This is a genomic window from Novosphingobium pokkalii, assembly GCF_014652855.1.
Taxonomy (GTDB): domain Bacteria; phylum Pseudomonadota; class Alphaproteobacteria; order Sphingomonadales; family Sphingomonadaceae; genus Novosphingobium; species Novosphingobium pokkalii.
In genome coordinates this window covers 169,317-186,192 of the sequence record NZ_BMZP01000009.1, presented here as the reverse complement: position 1 = coordinate 186,192, position 16,876 = coordinate 169,317, and the positions used below count along the sequence as shown (strand labels likewise).

The 16,876-nt window shown below is 67.4% G+C and carries 10 protein-coding genes; 5 read left to right on the top strand and 5 right to left on the bottom strand.

Annotated features, from left to right (window positions below; genetic code table 11):
• The first annotated feature begins 98 nt into the window (after positions 1-98).
• The 3 genes from IE191_RS11800 (at position 99) to IE191_RS11790 (ending at position 5,705) form a co-directional block, all read left to right on the top strand.
• A complete protein-coding gene (locus IE191_RS11800; RefSeq protein ID WP_191324555.1) occupies positions 99-1,229 on the top strand; it encodes a DUF2332 domain-containing protein in 1,131 nt (376 codons plus the stop codon).
• Between the two features lie 159 nt (positions 1,230-1,388).
• A complete protein-coding gene (locus IE191_RS11795; protein ID WP_191324554.1) occupies positions 1,389-3,917 on the top strand; it encodes a TonB-dependent receptor in 2,529 nt (842 codons plus the stop codon).
• Positions 3,918-3,959: 42 nt separating this feature from the next.
• On the top strand, positions 3,960-5,705 hold the full coding sequence (locus IE191_RS11790; RefSeq protein ID WP_191324553.1) for a methyl-accepting chemotaxis protein: 1,746 nt from the start codon (positions 3,960-3,962) through the stop codon (positions 5,703-5,705).
• A 25-nt stretch (positions 5,706-5,730) separates the two neighbouring features.
• Here the strand turns inward: IE191_RS11790 and IE191_RS11785 are convergent, their stop codons facing one another.
• The 5 genes from IE191_RS11785 to IE191_RS11765 all read right to left on the bottom strand — a co-directional run bounded on the left by IE191_RS11785 (position 5,731) and on the right by IE191_RS11765 (position 12,878).
• A complete protein-coding gene (locus IE191_RS11785) occupies positions 5,731-6,162 on the bottom strand; it encodes a (R)-mandelonitrile lyase (protein ID WP_191324552.1) in 432 nt (143 codons plus the stop codon).
• Between the two features lie 86 nt (positions 6,163-6,248).
• A complete protein-coding gene (locus IE191_RS11780) occupies positions 6,249-9,182 on the bottom strand; it encodes a glycoside hydrolase family 2 TIM barrel-domain containing protein (RefSeq protein ID WP_191324551.1) in 2,934 nt (977 codons plus the stop codon).
• A gap of 3 nt (positions 9,183-9,185) precedes the next feature.
• Positions 9,186-10,565: a family 4 glycosyl hydrolase gene (locus IE191_RS11775; protein WP_191324550.1), complete on the bottom strand. Its 1,380-nt coding sequence runs from the start codon at positions 10,563-10,565 to the stop codon at positions 9,186-9,188.
• Entirely contained in the window at positions 10,549-11,484 is a 936-nt protein-coding gene (locus IE191_RS11770) for a carbohydrate kinase family protein (RefSeq protein WP_191324549.1), read from the bottom strand. The genes IE191_RS11775 and IE191_RS11770 overlap by 17 nt, the downstream gene beginning before the upstream one ends.
• Positions 11,481-12,878 carry an APC family permease gene (locus IE191_RS11765; protein ID WP_229815285.1) on the bottom strand — a complete coding sequence of 466 codons (1,398 nt, stop codon included), beginning with the start codon at positions 12,876-12,878 and terminating at the stop codon, positions 11,481-11,483. Before IE191_RS11765 ends, IE191_RS11770 begins: the two co-directional genes overlap by 4 nt.
• A 114-nt stretch (positions 12,879-12,992) precedes the next feature.
• Between IE191_RS11765 and IE191_RS11760 the strand changes: the two genes are divergently transcribed.
• Together IE191_RS11760 and IE191_RS11755 are read left to right on the top strand one after the other, a co-directional pair.
• Positions 12,993-13,895, top strand: a complete 903-nt coding sequence (locus tag IE191_RS11760; protein ID WP_191324548.1) for a MurR/RpiR family transcriptional regulator — start codon at positions 12,993-12,995, stop codon at positions 13,893-13,895.
• 151 nt (positions 13,896-14,046) lie between these two features.
• Positions 14,047-16,845: a TonB-dependent receptor gene (locus tag IE191_RS11755; RefSeq protein WP_191324547.1), complete on the top strand. Its 2,799-nt coding sequence runs from the start codon at positions 14,047-14,049 to the stop codon at positions 16,843-16,845.
• Positions 16,846-16,876 lie beyond the last annotated feature (31 nt).

The following is a 16,876-nucleotide window of genomic DNA, read 5'->3' as shown; positions in this document are numbered from 1 at the left end:
GAACGGAGGTTTGAACAGGAGCGCGGTGACATAGGCTACGCAGCTTTACGGGTGGCGTGGTGGGAGGCTGTCAGGGGCCGATCTTCCATATCCCGTGCGTGGAATGGCAGAGCGCACAGGGGGCGGATCGGCTGGCGTCGAGCACGTCGGCAGGGGCAGCGCCGGATGACAGCCCCGGGCAGGCCGGCGCGGGGCGGCGGCGCGATGCGTTGTGCGCACATGCCGCGCGCATTGCCGCGCTGGGGTCGCCGTTCGTGGCCAATCTGGTGCAGGCGGCCTGGCGGCAAATGGACCGGGCGCCCGAACTGGCGCTGATGTTCGACAACTGGCCGGGCGAATATGGCGCGGACGCGGTGGCGTTCCGCCTGGCTTCGGCGCTGCATGCCCTGGCGCTGGCGGGCGAGCCGGCGCGCCTGGCGGCGCTGTTTGCTGCCGGCGAGGGCGATTTCGATGCGGCGGTGGCCGAGGCGCTGGCGCTGCACCAGGGCTTTGTCCTGGCGTGGATGGCGCACCCCACCCAGACCAACGAAGTGGCACGTTCGGCGGCTTTTGCTGCGGCGCTGCTGGCGCTGGACGCACAGGCACCAATGCCGGTGGACCTGCTGGAGCTGGGGGCGAGTGCGGGGCTGAACCTGAACCTGGGACGCTATCGCTTTGCCTTGGGCACCACGCAATGCGGGCCGCCGCAATCGCCGCTGCGCCTGGCGCCGGAATGGCGCGGGCCATCGCCGCCCAAGGGCGCACTGCATATCGCGCGGGCGCAGGGCGTGGACCTGGCGCCGATCGATCCGCGCGATCCGGCCAGCGCCCGGCGGATGCAGGCCTATGTCTGGCCCGACCGGCCGGAGCGGCTGGCACGCCTGACGGCTGCGCTGGCGATCGCCCGGCGCCATCCGCCCAGCGTGGCGCGCGCCAGTGCCGCACCCTGGCTGGAACAGCGGCTGAGCGCGCCGCAGGAGGCAGGCAGCCGCCGGGTGATCGTGCATTCGATGGTCATGCAATATCTTTCGGCCGGCGAGCGTGGCGAGATCACCGCTGCGATCATCCGCGCCGGAGCGGCGGCCACGCCCGAGCGGCCGCTGGCGTGGATCGCGCTGGAATGGACCGCCGATCGCCGGGCGGTGACGCTTCAGGCAACGCACTGGTGTGGGCGCGACACGTGCCGGGGGCAGACGCGGGTCTTGGCCCGCTGCCATCCCTATGGCGAATGGATCGAGTGGCTGGACTGACCATTTCGCCAGGGCGATACGTAATGATGCGTAGCTGCGCGGCCCGGTTTCAATCCTTGCGTTAATCATCCGCAAATCTGCCTATATCCGCACAACGGATAATTTCGCGCTTTCTTCCTAATCCCGCCGATAACCCTTGGTTTCGGGAGAAGTTTGAAAATGGCGCTCCGCTTTGTCTTGCTGGCTTGCATCTTTCCCGCGTTCTGTGCCCAGGCCCTGGCCGCAGAGGCGCCCGATGCGCCGGCCGAACGCGCGCCAGACGGCACGCCGACCGCGTCGCCGGCGCCCGCTGCCAAGACTTTCAGCACTGGGGTGGCCAAGGGCCGCGACCTGCTGGACTCGGCGATTTCCGCGACTTCTCTCGACGAGACGGACCTGCCGCGCCTGGGCGTGAGCAATCTGGCCGGAATCATCGGCAACATGCCTGGCATTCGCGTGGAAAGCACCGGCAGCGACGGCTTTTCCTCCATGACCGTACGCGGCCTGCCGCTGTCGGGCGATGGCTCCAAGTATCTGCTGATCCAGGAAGACGGGCTGCCCGTGCTGGAATTCGGCGATATCCACTTCGGCGCCATGGACACGTTCGTGCGTGCGGACCTGAGCCTGTCGCAAGTGCAGGCCATTCGCGGCGGATCGGCCTCCACCTTTGCCTCGAATTCGCCGGGCGGGGTGATCAACCTGATTTCCAAGACCGGCGAGGAAGCCGGTGGCGCGGTGCGCTATTCCGGCGGGCTGGGCTATGACCTCAACCGCGCCGACTTTTCCTATGGCGCGCCGATCGGCCATGGCTGGCGTTTTCACATCGGCGGTTTTTACCGGATCGGTGAAGGCCCGCGCCACCTGGGCTACAACGGCTTTTCCGGCGGACAGGTGAAGTTCAACGTGACGCACGATTTTGTCGGCGGCGGCTATGTGCGGTTCTACGGCAAATATCTGGACGATCGCCAGCCGCCCAATGCCGAATATCCCGTGCTGCTGAGCGGCAGCAACGACAAGCCGACGATTGCCAGCCTGCCGGGCACCGACGTGCGCCGCGATACGCTGAACAGCAAGTATACCAGCACCAACCTGACCATGGACGAGAACAACAATCCCATGGCCATCGACCAGCGGCGCGGTATCCACGGCGTTTCGCGCGCCTTTGGCGTGGAAACGCAGTTCGACATCGGCGGCTGGACCGTTTCGGACCGCTTCCGCTATGCGTCGAACAGCGGCTCGTTCAACCAGGAGTTGCCCTTCGTGTTCGGGCCGGCGGCGGCGATGGGCACTATCGTGGGTGGGCCTGGCGCCACCTTCAGCTATGCCACCGGGCCCAATGCGGGGCAGTCGATATCGTCCCCCGCGACGTTGAGCGGGGGATCGGGCCTGCTGTTCTTGCAGCTCGAATTGTATGGCAAGATCAACAAGCTGGATCATGTGGCCAACGATCTGCGCGCCACGCGGGTGTGGAACCTGGGCAGCGGCAAGCTGACCACCACGGTGGGGCTCTATGCCTCGCAGCAGAGCGTGCAGGTGCTCACCAACCTTAACAATTCGGTGGTTTCCGTGGAGGGCAAGGCCGGCAGCAGCTATATCGACGTGACCGCGGCCAATGGCACGCGCATGACCGATGGCGGCATCATGGGCTACAGCTTCGTGATGCTGCCCAATCCGGCGGCCTATCACCGCTATTACGACATGCAGTACCGCGTCCTGGCGCCCTATGGCTCGGCCAATTACCAGTTCGGCCGCTTTGCCCTGGGCGGCAGCCTGCGCTTGGATACGGGCAAGGTGAAGGGCAACACCTATGGTGCCGAACTGGGCAATGGGCGCAGCGGGCTGACTGCCTATGACATGAACCGCGATGGCACGATCAGCGCGGCGGAAAGCAAGGTGGCGGTGCTGCCGCTCAGCCAGCCGGGCATTGTGGACTATACCTATCGCTATCTGTCCTATTCAGTGGGCGTGAACTATCGCCTGGCACCCGATGCCTCGCTCTTTGCGCGCTACAGCCGGGGCGGGCGCGCGGCGGGGGAGCGCGTGCTGTTCACGCCCGGCATGGACGTGGCGGCCGGTCGGCCGATCGATTCCTCTGCCGCCAAAACGCCGGTGAAGCAGGCAGAAGGCGGGTTCAAGCTGCGCAAGCCGGGGCTTGAGGTCTATGTCACCGGGTTCTGGGCCGCCACTACCGAGCGCGATTTCCAGATCGGCGCCGATGGCGCGGGCCGCCCGATCATGATCAGCGTGGTGCGCGACTACAGCGCCAAGGGCGTGGAACTGGAAGCGACGGCGCATCGCGGGCCCTTCAACCTGGCGCTGGGTGCCACCTATGTGAAAGCGCGGATCGACGGCGACCTGACTGATCCGACGCTGGTGGGCAACACCCCGCGCCACCAGCCCTCGCTGCTGTTCCAGGCGCGGCCCGAATATGCCACCGCGCTGTTCAACGTGGGCGCGCAGCTCAACGGGCTGACCAGCAGCTATGCCCAGGACAGCAATATCCTCAAGCAGCCCGGCTATGTGATCGTCAGCCCCTATCTGTTCGTGCGGCCGCTCAAGCGGGTGGAACTGGGGCTGAGCGCCTACAACGTGTTCGACAAGCTGGGCATCGTGAGCCTGGCCGCAGCGAGCATCCCGGCCAGCGGCGTGGCCAATGCGCAAGTGCTCAATGGCCGCACCGTGACCGGGTCGCTGCGGCTCGAATTCTGACATCTCGTTTCCCATCCCATGGCCCTGGCCGAAAGAGCGCATATGGAACGCAACCTGCCCATTCCCCGCAAGCTGGTCTTCGCCCTGATGGCCGTCGCGCTGACGGCGGCGTTGATGAGCGTGATCTTCGGGCTCAACATCGCGCAGATCAGTGCTTCGGCCGAACGCAGCGACTATAGCCGGGGCGTGCATGCGGACTCGCTGACGCTGGAAACCGCGCTGCTGCGGCAGAACAGCCAGTTGCGCGGCTATCTGGTGACGGCGGACCCTTCGTATCTCAAGTCCTATTACGAAGGGCGCGACGATTACGACAAGGTCAGCGCCGAGCTGGAACGCACCCTGACCGACCCGGCGCAGCGCGACCTGGTGATGCAATCGCGCGCGGCGACGCTCGCGTGGCGCAAGAACTGGGGCGACAAGATGATCGACGTGGTCAAGTCCGGCGACCAGATGGGCGCCCAGGCCGCCGTTCGCGCGGCGGGCAAGGCGGTGCTGGTGACCGATGCGGTGCTGCCGCTGCGCAAGCTGCGTGACATCCAGAGCGAGGCGATCGATGCCAACACCGCGAGCCAGGCCCACGCGATCACGCTGGCCTGGGCGACGCTGGCGCTGGGTGGCGTGCTGCTGATCGGGCTGCCGTTCTTCCTGTCGCGCATGCTCAGCCGGGCGATTGCCGCGCCGATCACGCTGTTGACCCAGACGATGAAGCAACTGGCGCAGGGCAACAACGAGATCGACATTCCCGACGCCGATCGCCACGACGAACTGGGTGAAATGGCGCGGGCGGTGGAAGTGTTCCGCGACGCGGCACGCATGCGCGTGGCGGCCGTGGCCGACCGCGAGCGAGCCATGGCCTGCCTGGCCGACGGGCTGCACGCGCTGGCCGATGCCGACCTGACCGTGCGGCTGGACGGACTGCCGGCCGATTTCCAGGCGCTGGCCGATCATTTCAACCAGGCGCTGGGCCGCCTGGCCGCCGCGATGCGCACGGTCAAGGGCAGCATTGCCAGCATCAACAGCACGACGAGCGAGATCAAGCAGGCGACCATAGACTTGTCCAACCGCAGCGAGCGGCAGGCCGCCAACGTGCAGGCTTCGGCCAGCGCCATGGCCGACATCACGCGCAAGGTGATGGAATATGCCGACCTGACCAACAACGCCAACCAAGCCATGGCCGAAGCGCGCAGCGAGGCGGCGCGCGGCGGCGACGTGGTGGGTCGCGCGATTGCGGCGATGAGCGACGTGGACCAGGCGAGCCGCGAGATTGCCGAAATCATCACCCTGATCGACGGGATCGCGTTCCAGACCAACCTGCTGGCGCTCAACGCCGGGGTAGAAGCGGCGCGCGCGGGCGAGGCGGGCAAGGGCTTTGCCGTGGTGGCATCGGAAGTGCGCGCCCTGGCCCAGCGCAGCGCCGAGGCGGCGCAGGAAATCAAGGCCCGCGTCGGCGCGGTGACCGAGCATGTGCGGTCGGGCTCTGACCTGGTGCACGACACCGGCGAGTCCCTCCAGCGGATCATCGCCAAGGTGAGCAGCGTGGGCGGGGTGATTTCGGCCATTTCCGAAACCGCGACGCAGCAATCCGAGGGGCTGAGCAAGATCAACCAGGCGATCGGATCGATGGACGGAATGACCCAGCAGAACGCCGCGATGGTGGAGGAAACCACCGCTGCGACCGAATCGCTGGCGCGCGAAGTCAATATGCTGGCCCAGTCGTTCGCCAGCTTCCGCATCGAAGGCGGCGCGGGCAGCGGCGGCTATGACCTGGGCCACCGGCGCGCCGCATGAGGCGCGCCGGGCGCCAAGGGGGTGATCAATCCGCCGTGTCGGGTTGCACCATGTGGCCCAGCGGGGCAAGGTAGACCGCGTCCTCGACCGGTTCCATCCAGGTCACCGGGCTGCCATCCACTGCTTCCTGGATGGCGATATGGGTCATGCCCTGGTCGAGGGTGGCGCCGTGCCAGTGGCGATGCTCGGCCGGGCACCACAGGATGTCGCCGGCATGGAATTCCAGCTTGGGCCCGCCGTCGATCTGCGTCCAGCCCACGCCCTCGGTCACGATCAGCGTCTGCCCGGCCGGGTGCGTGTGCCAATGGGTGCGGGCGCCGGGTTCGAAATGGACGATCGCGCCAGAGACGCGCGAGGGCGCGGGGCGCTGGAATTGGCCGGTGATCGTGACCGAACCGGTGAAATAGTCCGCCGGGCCCGTCACGCTGGCGAGGTCTTGCTTGCGGGTGATTTCCATAAGGGGGTTCCTTCCTGCCTGGCATCATAGGCGCGAAGCCGCGCCGGGATTACCGGTTGGCGGTGCAATGCAGCAATGAGCCGGCCTCAGGATCGGATGCGGGAACCGTTTGCGGAAACCGTCGGCGCGAGGCTGACCGTGCCGGCGATGCCGAAGCGGGTGCCGGTTTGCGAAAGGGTGCCGAGGGTGTCGAACAGCACGTCGAGCTGGCGCTCCCCGGTGCCCGGCGGGAAGGGGAGGCGCAGCGGGCCGGGGGCGGGATCGTCCTTGACCGCGATGCGCGCGCCGTCGAGCCAGATTTCGGCGCGGCCGGCGAGGCTGGCGAAGCGCAGCGTGCCGCCCGCCGTCGCCACCGCGCGGCGCGGGGTGAACGAGACGTGCAGCAGCACCCAGCGCGCAGCCGGATCGGATGGCTGGGTGGCGCCCGGCTTGGTCCAGGCCCAGGAATTCATGTCGCCTTCTGCCAGCTTCTGCCCCGGCACCGGGCGCTGCGCACTGGCGGGGGCCTGGCGCCATTCGGTGAGGCTTTGCGCGGGCGGAATCGCGGGCAGCGTGGCGATGCGCGGCGGATCGACCTGCACGGCGCAGTGCGCAGGCGCGAGGTTGGCGGCGCGGGCGACCAGTTCGAGCGTGTTGCCTGCGGCGCCTTCCCCACAGACGATCACCTGGGCCAGTCCGTTGAACAGCGCCAGAGCCGCGCTGCGGCCATCGCTGGCGGGCGCTTCGGACAGGGCCAGGTTGGGATCGCCGTTGCCCACGCCGAGGATGCGGCCGCCGGTGATGGCGAGCGCAAAGCCGGTCTGCGCGATCGGCACGGCGCGGCCCTGGGCATCGACGGCCATGACCGTGACCGGCACGGCGTCATCGCGATCGGCGGTGATGCGCGTGCGATCGGGCAAGAGGCGCAGGGCGACCGCCGGGCCGGCGGTTTCGCAGGCGCTTTCGGCCACCAGCGCGCCATCGCGCCAGGCGCGCGCGACGAGGCGGCCAGGGGCATAGACCGGGCGCAGCCGCGCCGCGCCTTCGTGGACCGGTGCACGCGCGATTTCTTGCCCGTCCAGATGCAGCGAGACGCTTTGCGCGTTGCTGGCGACCAGGATCGACACCGGCTGGCCTTCTTGGCCGGGAAAGGTCCAGTGCGGCCAGATCGTCAGCACCGGTTCGGCCAGCCACAGGGCGCGGCGGATGTGGAATGCGCTCTTGGCAAAGCCGCACAAGTCCATCGCGCCAAAGAAGCTCGACTGGCTGGGCCATCCGAACGGCGTGGCTTCGCCGCGATAGTCGAAGCCGGTCCACAGGAATCCACCGGCGAGCCAGGGGCGCTGGGCGAGAAAGGCCCAGGCGGCGCCGTGGGTCTGGCCCCAGGCGACGGCCATGCTGTCGTCATCGGCGATGACGTGGGCGGCGGCATCGCTGGTGGGCGCACCACGAGTCATCAGCGCGGAGGTGTCTTCGCTGCTCAGCAAGGGGCGATCGGGATGGGCAGCGTGATAGGGGTCTATCGCTGCGCGGCCATAGTTGAAGCCGACCACGTCCAGTTCGTCGGCAATGTTGGGCTGCGCCTCCATCGCGCCATTGAGCGCCGCGGTGACGGCGCGCGTGGGATCGAGGCGGCGGACCAGGGCCTTCATCCGCCGGACCAGGGCAACGCCGATGGCGCTGGCCTGGATCGATTCCTCGTTGCACAAGGACCAGGCGAGGACGCAGGCATGGTTGCGGCCCAGGCGCACCAGCTCGGCCAGCGCGTCGAGCGCATCGGGCGCGGCCGAGAGCGTGCGGTTTTCCGCCAGAACCAGCATGCCGAGGCGGTCGGCGGCGTCGAGCAGTTCGGGCGCGGGGGCATGGTGCGCGGTGCGCAGCGCATTGGCGCCCATCGCTTTCAACCGGCGCAGGCGATAGTCCCACAGGCTGGCGGGCACGGCCACGCCGACGCCGGCATGATCCTGATGCGCGCAGACGCCCTTGAGCGGATAGGGCTGGCCATTGAGCAGCAGGCCGCGATCGGCGGTGAAGCGCAGGGTGCGCAGGCCGATGGCGCAGTCTTCGCGGTCGCTTTCCACGCCGGCGACCAGCACGCGCGTTTCCAGGCGGTGCAGCGCGGGATCTTCGGGCGACCACAGGCGCGGGGCGGGCACCGCGAGCGTGAGGCTGGCCAGGGCGCCATCCTGCGCGGGCAGGGTGAGCGCGGTGCGCGCGGCGGCGAGCGGCGTGCCGTCGGGCGCAAGCAGGCGCGCTTCCACCGTCACGTCGGCCGGGCTGGCGGTGGTGTTGGCGAGGTCGAGCGTCACCGGTATGGTCCAGGCGCCTGCTTCACCCGCCAGCGGGACGGGACGGGTGACGAGGCCGTGGCGCACTATGTGGACCGGCGGGCGATGCTCTATCCATACGCCGCGATAGAGCCCGGCGCCCTCGTACCACCAGCCTTCGCTGTCGCTGGCGTCCACCTGCACGGCCAGGACGTTGGGTTCTTCGCCAAAACGGGGGAAAGGGGCGAGGTCTATCGCTAGCGCGGTGTAGCCGCCGAAATGGCGCGCGGCGAGCGTGCCGTTGAGCCAGACCGTGGCATTGGTGGCGATGCCATCGAACACCAGGGTGAGCGCGCCGCCCTGCCAGGCGGGATCGAGGCGGAAGCTGCGGCGATACCAGCCCGGCCCGCGCGGGCGATAGGCCTGGTCCGGGTTGGCGTGGGGATCGGGGGCCTGGGCCAGGGCGAAATCGTGGGGCAGGCTGACGCTGGCCCAGGCGCTGTCGTCGAAATCCTCGGCCGCGGCGCCGCTGGCATTGCCCGCCTTGGCGTGGGCATAGGCGGCTTCATGATCGGTGAGCGCGGCAAAGGGCACGTCTCCCGCCAGGAAGCGCCAGTCGGTTGCCAGCGCTAACCGGCGGCGGGGAGGGCCGGAGTGGGGAGGCACCCCCGCCGCCGGGGCGGCAAGCGCACCGGCGGCGATCGGGGAACGACCGAGCACGGTGGCCAATGCCGCCGTGCCGGCCAGGATCGCGCGCCGGCTTGCCGACAGCATGGCTCAGCAGTGCTGGCAGGTGGGATCGAGCAGGTCGTGCAGCATCGCCCCGGTGGGATCCCATTCGCCGATGGCGGGATGGATCAGCAGGGCCTTGCGCGCGGTGGGCCGCTCGCCGGTGAGCGCCGCTTCGATCGCGGCGCGTTCATAGGCCTTGATGCCATGGACCAGGCCCAGCGCCGGATCGGGCAGGCGGTCGATCGGCAGCGGGACGATGCTGTCTGCGGTGATCGTGCTGCTGGTTTCGACGATGTCGCTGTCCGGCAGATCGGGCAGGGCGCCGCGATTGCGGGTGTTGACCACGATCGTGGCTGGCTTGGCCCCGGTCAGCGCGCTCATCACGTCGATGGCGATGCGGTGATAGCCGCTGGCGACGCGGAACGGGTCGATGTGGAAGGTTGCTTCCGGATCGAACGCCGAGCCGGCCTCTGCCTCAAGCTTCATGTACGAGCCCGAGCGGCGGTTGAGATAGGCGGCATAGGCGGCAATCGCGCCCGGGCCATCGTTGGCGCCCAGGCGATCGCGCAGCGTCTCGATCAGCGAGACGTTGAGCGCCTCCACCTCGGTGCCGCGGCTGGAGCCGTGGCGGTGCTGGTTGGCCAGGGCGCGGCGGCGTTCATAGTAGAAGAACAGGTATTCAGTGGGAATGAGGCGCAGGGCGCGGATCATCGCTTTGTCGAACACCGGGGCGGAATAGAGCTTGTCCAGCATGGCATCGTCGGCCAGCACGCGGTCGAACACGTCTTCGCCGTGCAGGCGAATGCCGCGCACCCAGCCCAGGTGGTTGAGGCCGACGTAATCGCATTCGATATCGGCCAGCGTGGCACCCAGCGCGTGGGCGATGTTGTGGAACAGTTCGGTGGGCGTGTCGCAGATGCCCACGATCTTGGCGCCGGTGTGGTTGGCGATCGCCTGGGTAATCAGGCCGGCGGGATTGGTGAAGTTGACGATCCAGGCATCGGGCGCGTGGCGTTCGACCAGGCGGGCCTGCTCGATGGCGATGGGCACGGTGCGCAGGGCCATGGCAGCGCCGGCCGGGCCAGTGGTTTCCTGGCCGGGAAAGCCGTGCTGGATGGCGATGCGTTCATCGGCGGCGCGCCCGGCGATGCCGCCAACGCGGATCGAGTTCATCACGAACGAAGCGCCTTCGACCGCGTCCTCGATACTGGTTGCCTCGCGCACGATCAGGTCGCCGCCTTCGGCGCGGACGATGGCCCGGCCCAGCGCGGCCATGATCGCCAGGCGATCGGCATCGGGATCCCACAGCACCAGTTCGCGCGCGCCCAGCGCCTGCGCGGCATCGTTGACGCCGAACGTGACCAGCGGCGTGCGGACGCCGCCGCCGCCGATCAGGGTCAGCTTGCGATCAGTCGTGGAGGGCATAGTTGCGGTCATGGACAGTCCAAAGCTCCTGTGCATCGGGGATGCCGCCAAGCGCCCCCGGCTTGCGGGTGGAAAGGGCGCCGGTGATGCAGCCGCGCTCCAGGCGGCGGCGCAGCGGCGCGGCATCGAGCAGCGCATCGATGAAGCCGGCGTCGAAGGCATCGCCCGCGCCGGTGGCATCGACGGCCTGCACCACGGGCGGGCGCACGTGGATGATCTCGCCATTGTCCAGCGCGGCGGCGCCGCGCGCGCCCAGCTTGAGCACCGGGTTGCGGATGCCGATGCGCGCGGCATGGTCGAAATAGGTGCCGACGTCGGTGCTGCCGAACAGCAGTTCGGCTTCCTTCTCGTTGGGCATCAGGTAATCGACGCCGGTGATCGTGGCGCGGTTGGCCGGGCTGGCCAGCCATTCGGGCTGATAGCCCATGTCGAGCGAGGTGGTGATGCCGCGCGCGGCAAGCAGCGGCAGCACGACTTGCGCCACCTCGGGCGGGAGCGGCATGGCGAAGTGAACGTGCGCGGCGGCGCAGAGCGTGGCGAGGCCATCGCCCATGGCCAGCGCGCCGACGGCGGTGTTGACGCCGATGTGGGTGAAGAACGAGCGATCGTGCGGCGTGGAGATCGAGATCGTGGTGCCGGTGAAGCCCTGGCCGATGCGGATGCCGTCGAACGCCACGCCATAGCCGGCGAGGCGCTGTTCGAACCAGGCGCGGTCGTCTGCCCCGATCAGGCCGACCACGCCGACCTTGCGGCCAAGCCGTGCCAGGCCGCAGGCCGTGGCGATGGTGCCGCCGCCCATCTCGCGGGTATAGGCTTCGGTGGTGACTTCCTCGCCGGGCAGGGGCCAGGCGGGAAAGCCGCTGAAAATGTGATCGACATAGATTTCGCCGACGACGGCGACATCGAGGCGGACGGTCATGGGCGGAAAGCCTTTAGCGAGGAAAACGGCCATTGCCGCGCGCGGCGCGCGATGGCGAGGAACAGGAGCGTGCCGGCCACGATCATCCCGGCGCCGGCCAGGATATGCAGCGGGCGGGCGGTGGTGACGATATAGGCCCACCCGGCCAGCGTGACGATCACCGGCAGCGGATAGAGCGGCATGCGGAACTGGCCGGGATCGGCCTGCGGCTGGCGGCGGCGCAGCAGGATCACGGCCACGCACTGCGCAGTATACTGGAACATCGTCTGCACCACGATCATCACCGCGATCAGCGTGTCGAGCGAGACCAGGCAGGCAAGCGCCGAGGCCAAGCCCATGAACAGCAGCGAGACCGCGGGAACATCGCCCCGCGCATTGGTGCGCGCGAACACGGCAAGGAAATCCCCGGCGCGGGCGGCGGCATAGGGCACGCGCGAGGCGCCGAGCAGGTTCATCAGCGCCGAGGCCCAGGAAGCGATGAGAATCAGCACCGTCACCACGCGGCCGCCGATCGGGCCATAGATCGCCGCCATGAAATCGGCGACGATGGCCTTGGACTGCATCCCCTGCTGCCAGGGCAACACGCCCAGGATCGCCAGGTTGAGGCCAATGTAGAGCAGCGCGACGAGCGGGATCGACCACAGCACGGCGCGCGGGATGGTGCGGCGCGGCTCGACCACTTCATCGCCGATCATGCAGATCGTGTTGTAGCCGCCGTAATCGTAGACCCCGATCAGCGTGGCCGCGCCCAGGCCCATCCAGAAGCCGCCGTCGATGACGAAGGCATGGGGCGGAAAGGAAAAGGCGCGTGCGGCATCGAAATGCACCGCGCCCGACGCGATGATCCACAGGCACGAGCCGATCACGATCACGCTGGTGGCAACCGAGAGCATGCCGATGACGCGGATATCGCGCCACAGCAGGACGAGGTTGACCAGGCATACCGTGGCGGCGATCGCGGCAATCGCGGTGGCGGACAGGCCCGGTTCCAGCCAGGTGAGATAGTGGGCCATGCCCACCGTGCCCGAAGCGATCGACATTGGGCCGATCAGCAGCGTCTGCCACAGATAGAGAAAGCCGAGCAGGCGCCCCAGGCCCTGCGGGCCGAACGCCTCGCGCAGGTAGTGGAACGAGCCGCCCGAGCGAGGCAGGGCCGAGCCGAGTTCGGCCCAGACGAATCCGTCGCACAGGCACAGCACTGCGCCGAGCAGCCAGCCCAGCAGCGCCTGCGGCCCGCCCATGGCAGCGAGCGCGAGCGGGATGGTGATGAACGGGCCGACGCCGATCATGTTGAGCATGTTGGCCGACAGCGCACCGGCAAAAGTCATGCGCGCGCGGCTGCCCGGCGCCAGGCCGGGGGATATGCCGCTATCGGGTAAGGGGGCCGTGTTCATGACCGTATTAATCAGGAAATGCCATGATTGCGTCAATATGAAAATTTCATTCCACCATGAAATGTTGCATCGGCAAGTCATGGGCATATATCGATCGGGCCATGGGAGACCGCGATGACACCCTCGATACCTGACGCTGACAGCAACCTGCCCGACAGCGCCGATGGACTGCGCGACATGATCCTGGCGCGCTATGACGGCATGACCAAGGTCTTGCAGCAGGTGGGCCGCTATGTGCTGGACCATCCCGAAGACATGGCGCTGCTGACGCTGAACGAACTGGCGGAGCGATCGGGCACGCAACCCTCTGCCATCGTGCGCTTTGCCAAGGCGCTGGGCTTTACCGGGGCCGGGCCGATGCAGCGCCTGCTGCGCGACAGCCTGATCGCGCAGAACAGCGCGCTGGGCTATAGCGAGCGGGTCCACCAGTTTGGCGCGGCGGTGGAGGATTCGGTCTCGGCCGGGGGCATCGGCGCGCTGATCGACGAATTTGCCGAAGGCGATATCCTGGCCTTGCAGAATACCCGCGCGATGGTCGGCCGCGAAGGGCTGGCCAGCGCGGTGGCGCTGATCGCGGCGGCGCGGGTGGTGCATCTGGTGGGGATGCGCCGCGCGTTTCCGGTCGCGGCCTACCTCGCCTATGCCGTGCCGCAGGCGGGCAAGCCGACCATGCTGGTGGACGGGGTGGGCGGCCTGGCCGCGCAGCAATTGCGCGCGATCGGGCCGGACGACGTGATGATCGCGATCAGCTATCACTCCTATGCGCCGGAAACGGTTTCGGCGGTGGAGGCGGCCTGCGCCGCCGCGGCCAAAGTGCTGGCGATTTCAGACAGCCTGCTCAGCCCGATTGCCAAGCGCGCGACGCAGACCCTGCTTGTGCGCGAATCGGAAGTGCGGGGCTTTCGCTCGCTGTCATCGTCGCTGTGCCTGGCACAGGCGCTGGTGGTGGGGCTGGCCTATGACCAGCAGCGCCATGTGGCTGCTGGCGGTGGGGCGCCGGCGGGTGACGCTTCCTGACCGGCAAGCGCGTGATCCGTATGCCGCAATTTTGAAATTTTTATATCAAGAAAGATGGAAACGAAAAAATCATATTGACACAAACCGAGCAATACCATTCCATATGACCAACGCCCGGCAATGTGGCGAAAGGGATGTGAGGGATATGGAAATGATCGGTTTGCTCTGTCGGTCGCGTCTGCTGCTCAGCGGATCGACCCTGATGCTGGCATTGGCGGCCCAAGTGCCGGCGCATGCCCAGACCCTGCCACCTGCCGCCCCGGCCGCGCCCGCGACGCCGGGAACATCGGCCGAAACCGAAGGGCAGCTTGGCGCCAGCATTGTGGTGGTGGGCAACCGCTATCAGGCCGCGACCTTGCAGATGCGATCGGCCAACACGGTCAACGTCATTTCCGCGCAGGACTTGCAGCACACCGCCGTCCACAACGTGGCCGAGGCGCTGGGCACGGTGCCGGGCATCAACGTGATGAACACGGGTTCGGCCTTTGCCGGGGGCGTCGACGGCGCCTCGCGCGGGGAAGGCATGTTCGTGTCGGTGCGCGGGCTCAATTCCGAATACAACATCAACCTGATCAACGGCGTGTCGGTGGCGCAGGGCAATCCCTATAGCCGCGGCGTGCAATTGAGTCTGCTGCCCCCCTCGGGCTTGCAGACGATCATCGTCAACAAGACTTCGCAGCCCGACATGCTGGGCGACGCGATCGGCGGCACGATCGATTTCCGCACCCCTTCGGCGTTCGACTATGCCGACGATTCGCGCGCCTCGGTGACGGTGGGTGGCCGCATGGAAAGCCGCGCCCGCGCCTATGGCCAGAACGGCCTGGGCTGGAACGCGGGGGCCGACTATGCCCGCAAGTTCGGCGCGGACCACCAGTTCGGCCTCTATGTCAGCGGGTTCTACGATATCCGCCACTTCGCCAACAGCCTGGTGGGCGGGGTGCAGGAATCGGGCTGCTGCGACAATGGCTATGACTTTGCCGTGCAGGATGCCGCCGGCAACAGCGCGCCGGGCCTCGATCCCGCCTCCAACCTGATCCTGACGGCGGCCAACTTCGGCCTGTCGAGCGGCTATACCGAACGCTATGGCGGCAACGGCACGTTCGACTGGCACCCGGACGCGGATACCTCGATCTACCTGCGTGCCAGCTATGCCCGCGCCAAGACCGACCAGAACAGCCAGCTCACCCAGATCGTGGGCGGCGGCAAGCTGGACGGATCGAGCGGCACGGCGCTGGGCAATGGTACCTATGCGCCGGTGATCGGCAACGTCCAGGCGCGCTTCTGGTATGAAACCAATCCGGCCATCGCCACGCTGGGCACGGTGCAACTGGGCATGGACAAGCACGCCGGGCGCCTGACCGTGTCGCCCAGCCTGTTCTATAGCTGGGGCAGCAATGCCCGCCCGAACCACATCGAAGTGGCTGGCCGCTATGCCGCCGTTGCCTATGGCGGGTCCACGCTGTTCGGCTATGACAACGGCTATCCTGTGCCGTTGCTCAATTCCACGCTGCGCGGCCAGCTCAACAACATCAATGCCATGCCGGCCACCGGCGGGGCGCCCGAATATACCCCGCAGACCAGCTTCCAGCGCAAGGGCGGCGGCAAGATCGACTTCAAGATGGATTTCGACGGGGGCCACCTGTCGTTCCTCAAGGCCGGCTTCCGCGTCGAGACCAGCCACCGCGAGATCACCAACCGCGACTACACCGTTTCGGGCTATGGCAATGCCAGCACGCTGGGCGACCTGGGAATCTTCAAGGAAATCTATCCCGCGGTCTGGCCCAAGCGCTATCTCTGGCAAGTGCCGGTGGTGGACCAGGGCAAGGTCTTTGCGCTGTTCAACCAGCTTGGCGGGGCGACCGACGCCACGATCGACACCTGCGGATCGAACCCCATCAACAGCTACAACTGCAACACGCAGAAGGCCAACGAGACGGTCTGGGCCGGCTATGTGATGGGCCAGTTGCAGTATGGCGACCTGGAGATCGTGCCCGGCGTGCGCTATGAGCACACCGACATCAAGAACGTGTTCTGGGTGACGCCGACGACTGACGGCAACACCGCGACCGGCGCGTTCTCGTCCAACAAGTCGCGCTTCGATGCCGTGCTGCCGAGCGTGGCCTTCACCTATCGCCCCGGAGGCAGCGCGGTCTATCGCGCTTCGGCCTGGACCAGCTATGTCCGTCCGCCGTTCCTGCAACTGGGTGGGGGTGCTTCCACCAACGTGTCGGGCGGGGTGACCACGATCACCCAGGGCAATCCCAACCTCAAGGCGATCCGCGCGATCAACCTGGATGCCTCGGGCGAGTGGACCATTCCGGGCGGCGGGCACGTGATGCTGGCCGGGTTCTACAAGCACCTGTCGAACTACATCTATGACAACGGCAGCAGCGCCGGGATCGTCACCGGCACCAACGTGGGCGTCACCACCGGCACGGTGACCTACAAGCCGGTCAACGGCGGTTCGGGCCATGTCTATGGCATCGAGTTGCAGGCGCGGCAGAAGTTTTCGGCGCTGCCTGGCCTGCTTTCCGGCCTGGGCGTGGCGGTGAACTTTACCCGGCAGTGGACGCGGGTGGACGTGCTGGGCGACGGCACGCGCATGGACCGCATCCAGAACGCGCCCGATGTCATGGCCAATGGCCAGGTGTTCTTCGAGAAAGGCCCGGTCTCGCTAGACGTGAACTACAGCTATGCCGGCGAATATGTCTCGCTTTACGATACGCTGGGCAAGAATTCGACCTGGGACGACGTGTGGGTGCGGCCGGTCAGCCGCGTGGACCTGCACGCCGGCTATGCCTTCAGCCAGATGTTCAAGCTGGACCTTTCGATCGCGAACCTGTTCAACACGCCGAGCTATTGGTCGCACATCGGCAAGAACAGCCTGGCGGTGTCGGACATCGTCAATTCGGGCACGACCTCGCTGGTGACGGCGACCGTCAAGTTCTGATCGATCGGGCCCGCGATCGGCGGGTTGGGGG

What these genes read in the sequence shown, in the direction of transcription:
- IE191_RS11770 (WP_191324549.1), bottom strand. Translation starts at nt 11,484, where the DNA reads ATGACCGTCCGCCTCGATGTCGCCGTCGTCGGCGAAATCTATGTCGAT.
- IE191_RS11785 (WP_191324552.1), bottom strand. Translation starts at nt 6,162, where the DNA reads ATGGAAATCACCCGCAAGCAAGACCTCGCCAGCGTGACGGGCCCGGCG.
- IE191_RS11795 (WP_191324554.1), top strand. Translation starts at nt 1,389, where the DNA reads ATGGCGCTCCGCTTTGTCTTGCTGGCTTGCATCTTTCCCGCGTTCTGT.
- IE191_RS11780 (WP_191324551.1), bottom strand. Translation starts at nt 9,182, where the DNA reads ATGCTGTCGGCAAGCCGGCGCGCGATCCTGGCCGGCACGGCGGCATTG.
- IE191_RS11765 (WP_229815285.1), bottom strand. Translation starts at nt 12,878, where the DNA reads ATGAACACGGCCCCCTTACCCGATAGCGGCATATCCCCCGGCCTGGCG.
- IE191_RS11775 (WP_191324550.1), bottom strand. Translation starts at nt 10,565, where the DNA reads ATGCCCTCCACGACTGATCGCAAGCTGACCCTGATCGGCGGCGGCGGC.
- IE191_RS11790 (WP_191324553.1), top strand. Translation starts at nt 3,960, where the DNA reads ATGGAACGCAACCTGCCCATTCCCCGCAAGCTGGTCTTCGCCCTGATG.
- IE191_RS11760 (WP_191324548.1), top strand. Translation starts at nt 12,993, where the DNA reads ATGACACCCTCGATACCTGACGCTGACAGCAACCTGCCCGACAGCGCC.
- IE191_RS11755 (WP_191324547.1), top strand. Translation starts at nt 14,047, where the DNA reads ATGATCGGTTTGCTCTGTCGGTCGCGTCTGCTGCTCAGCGGATCGACC.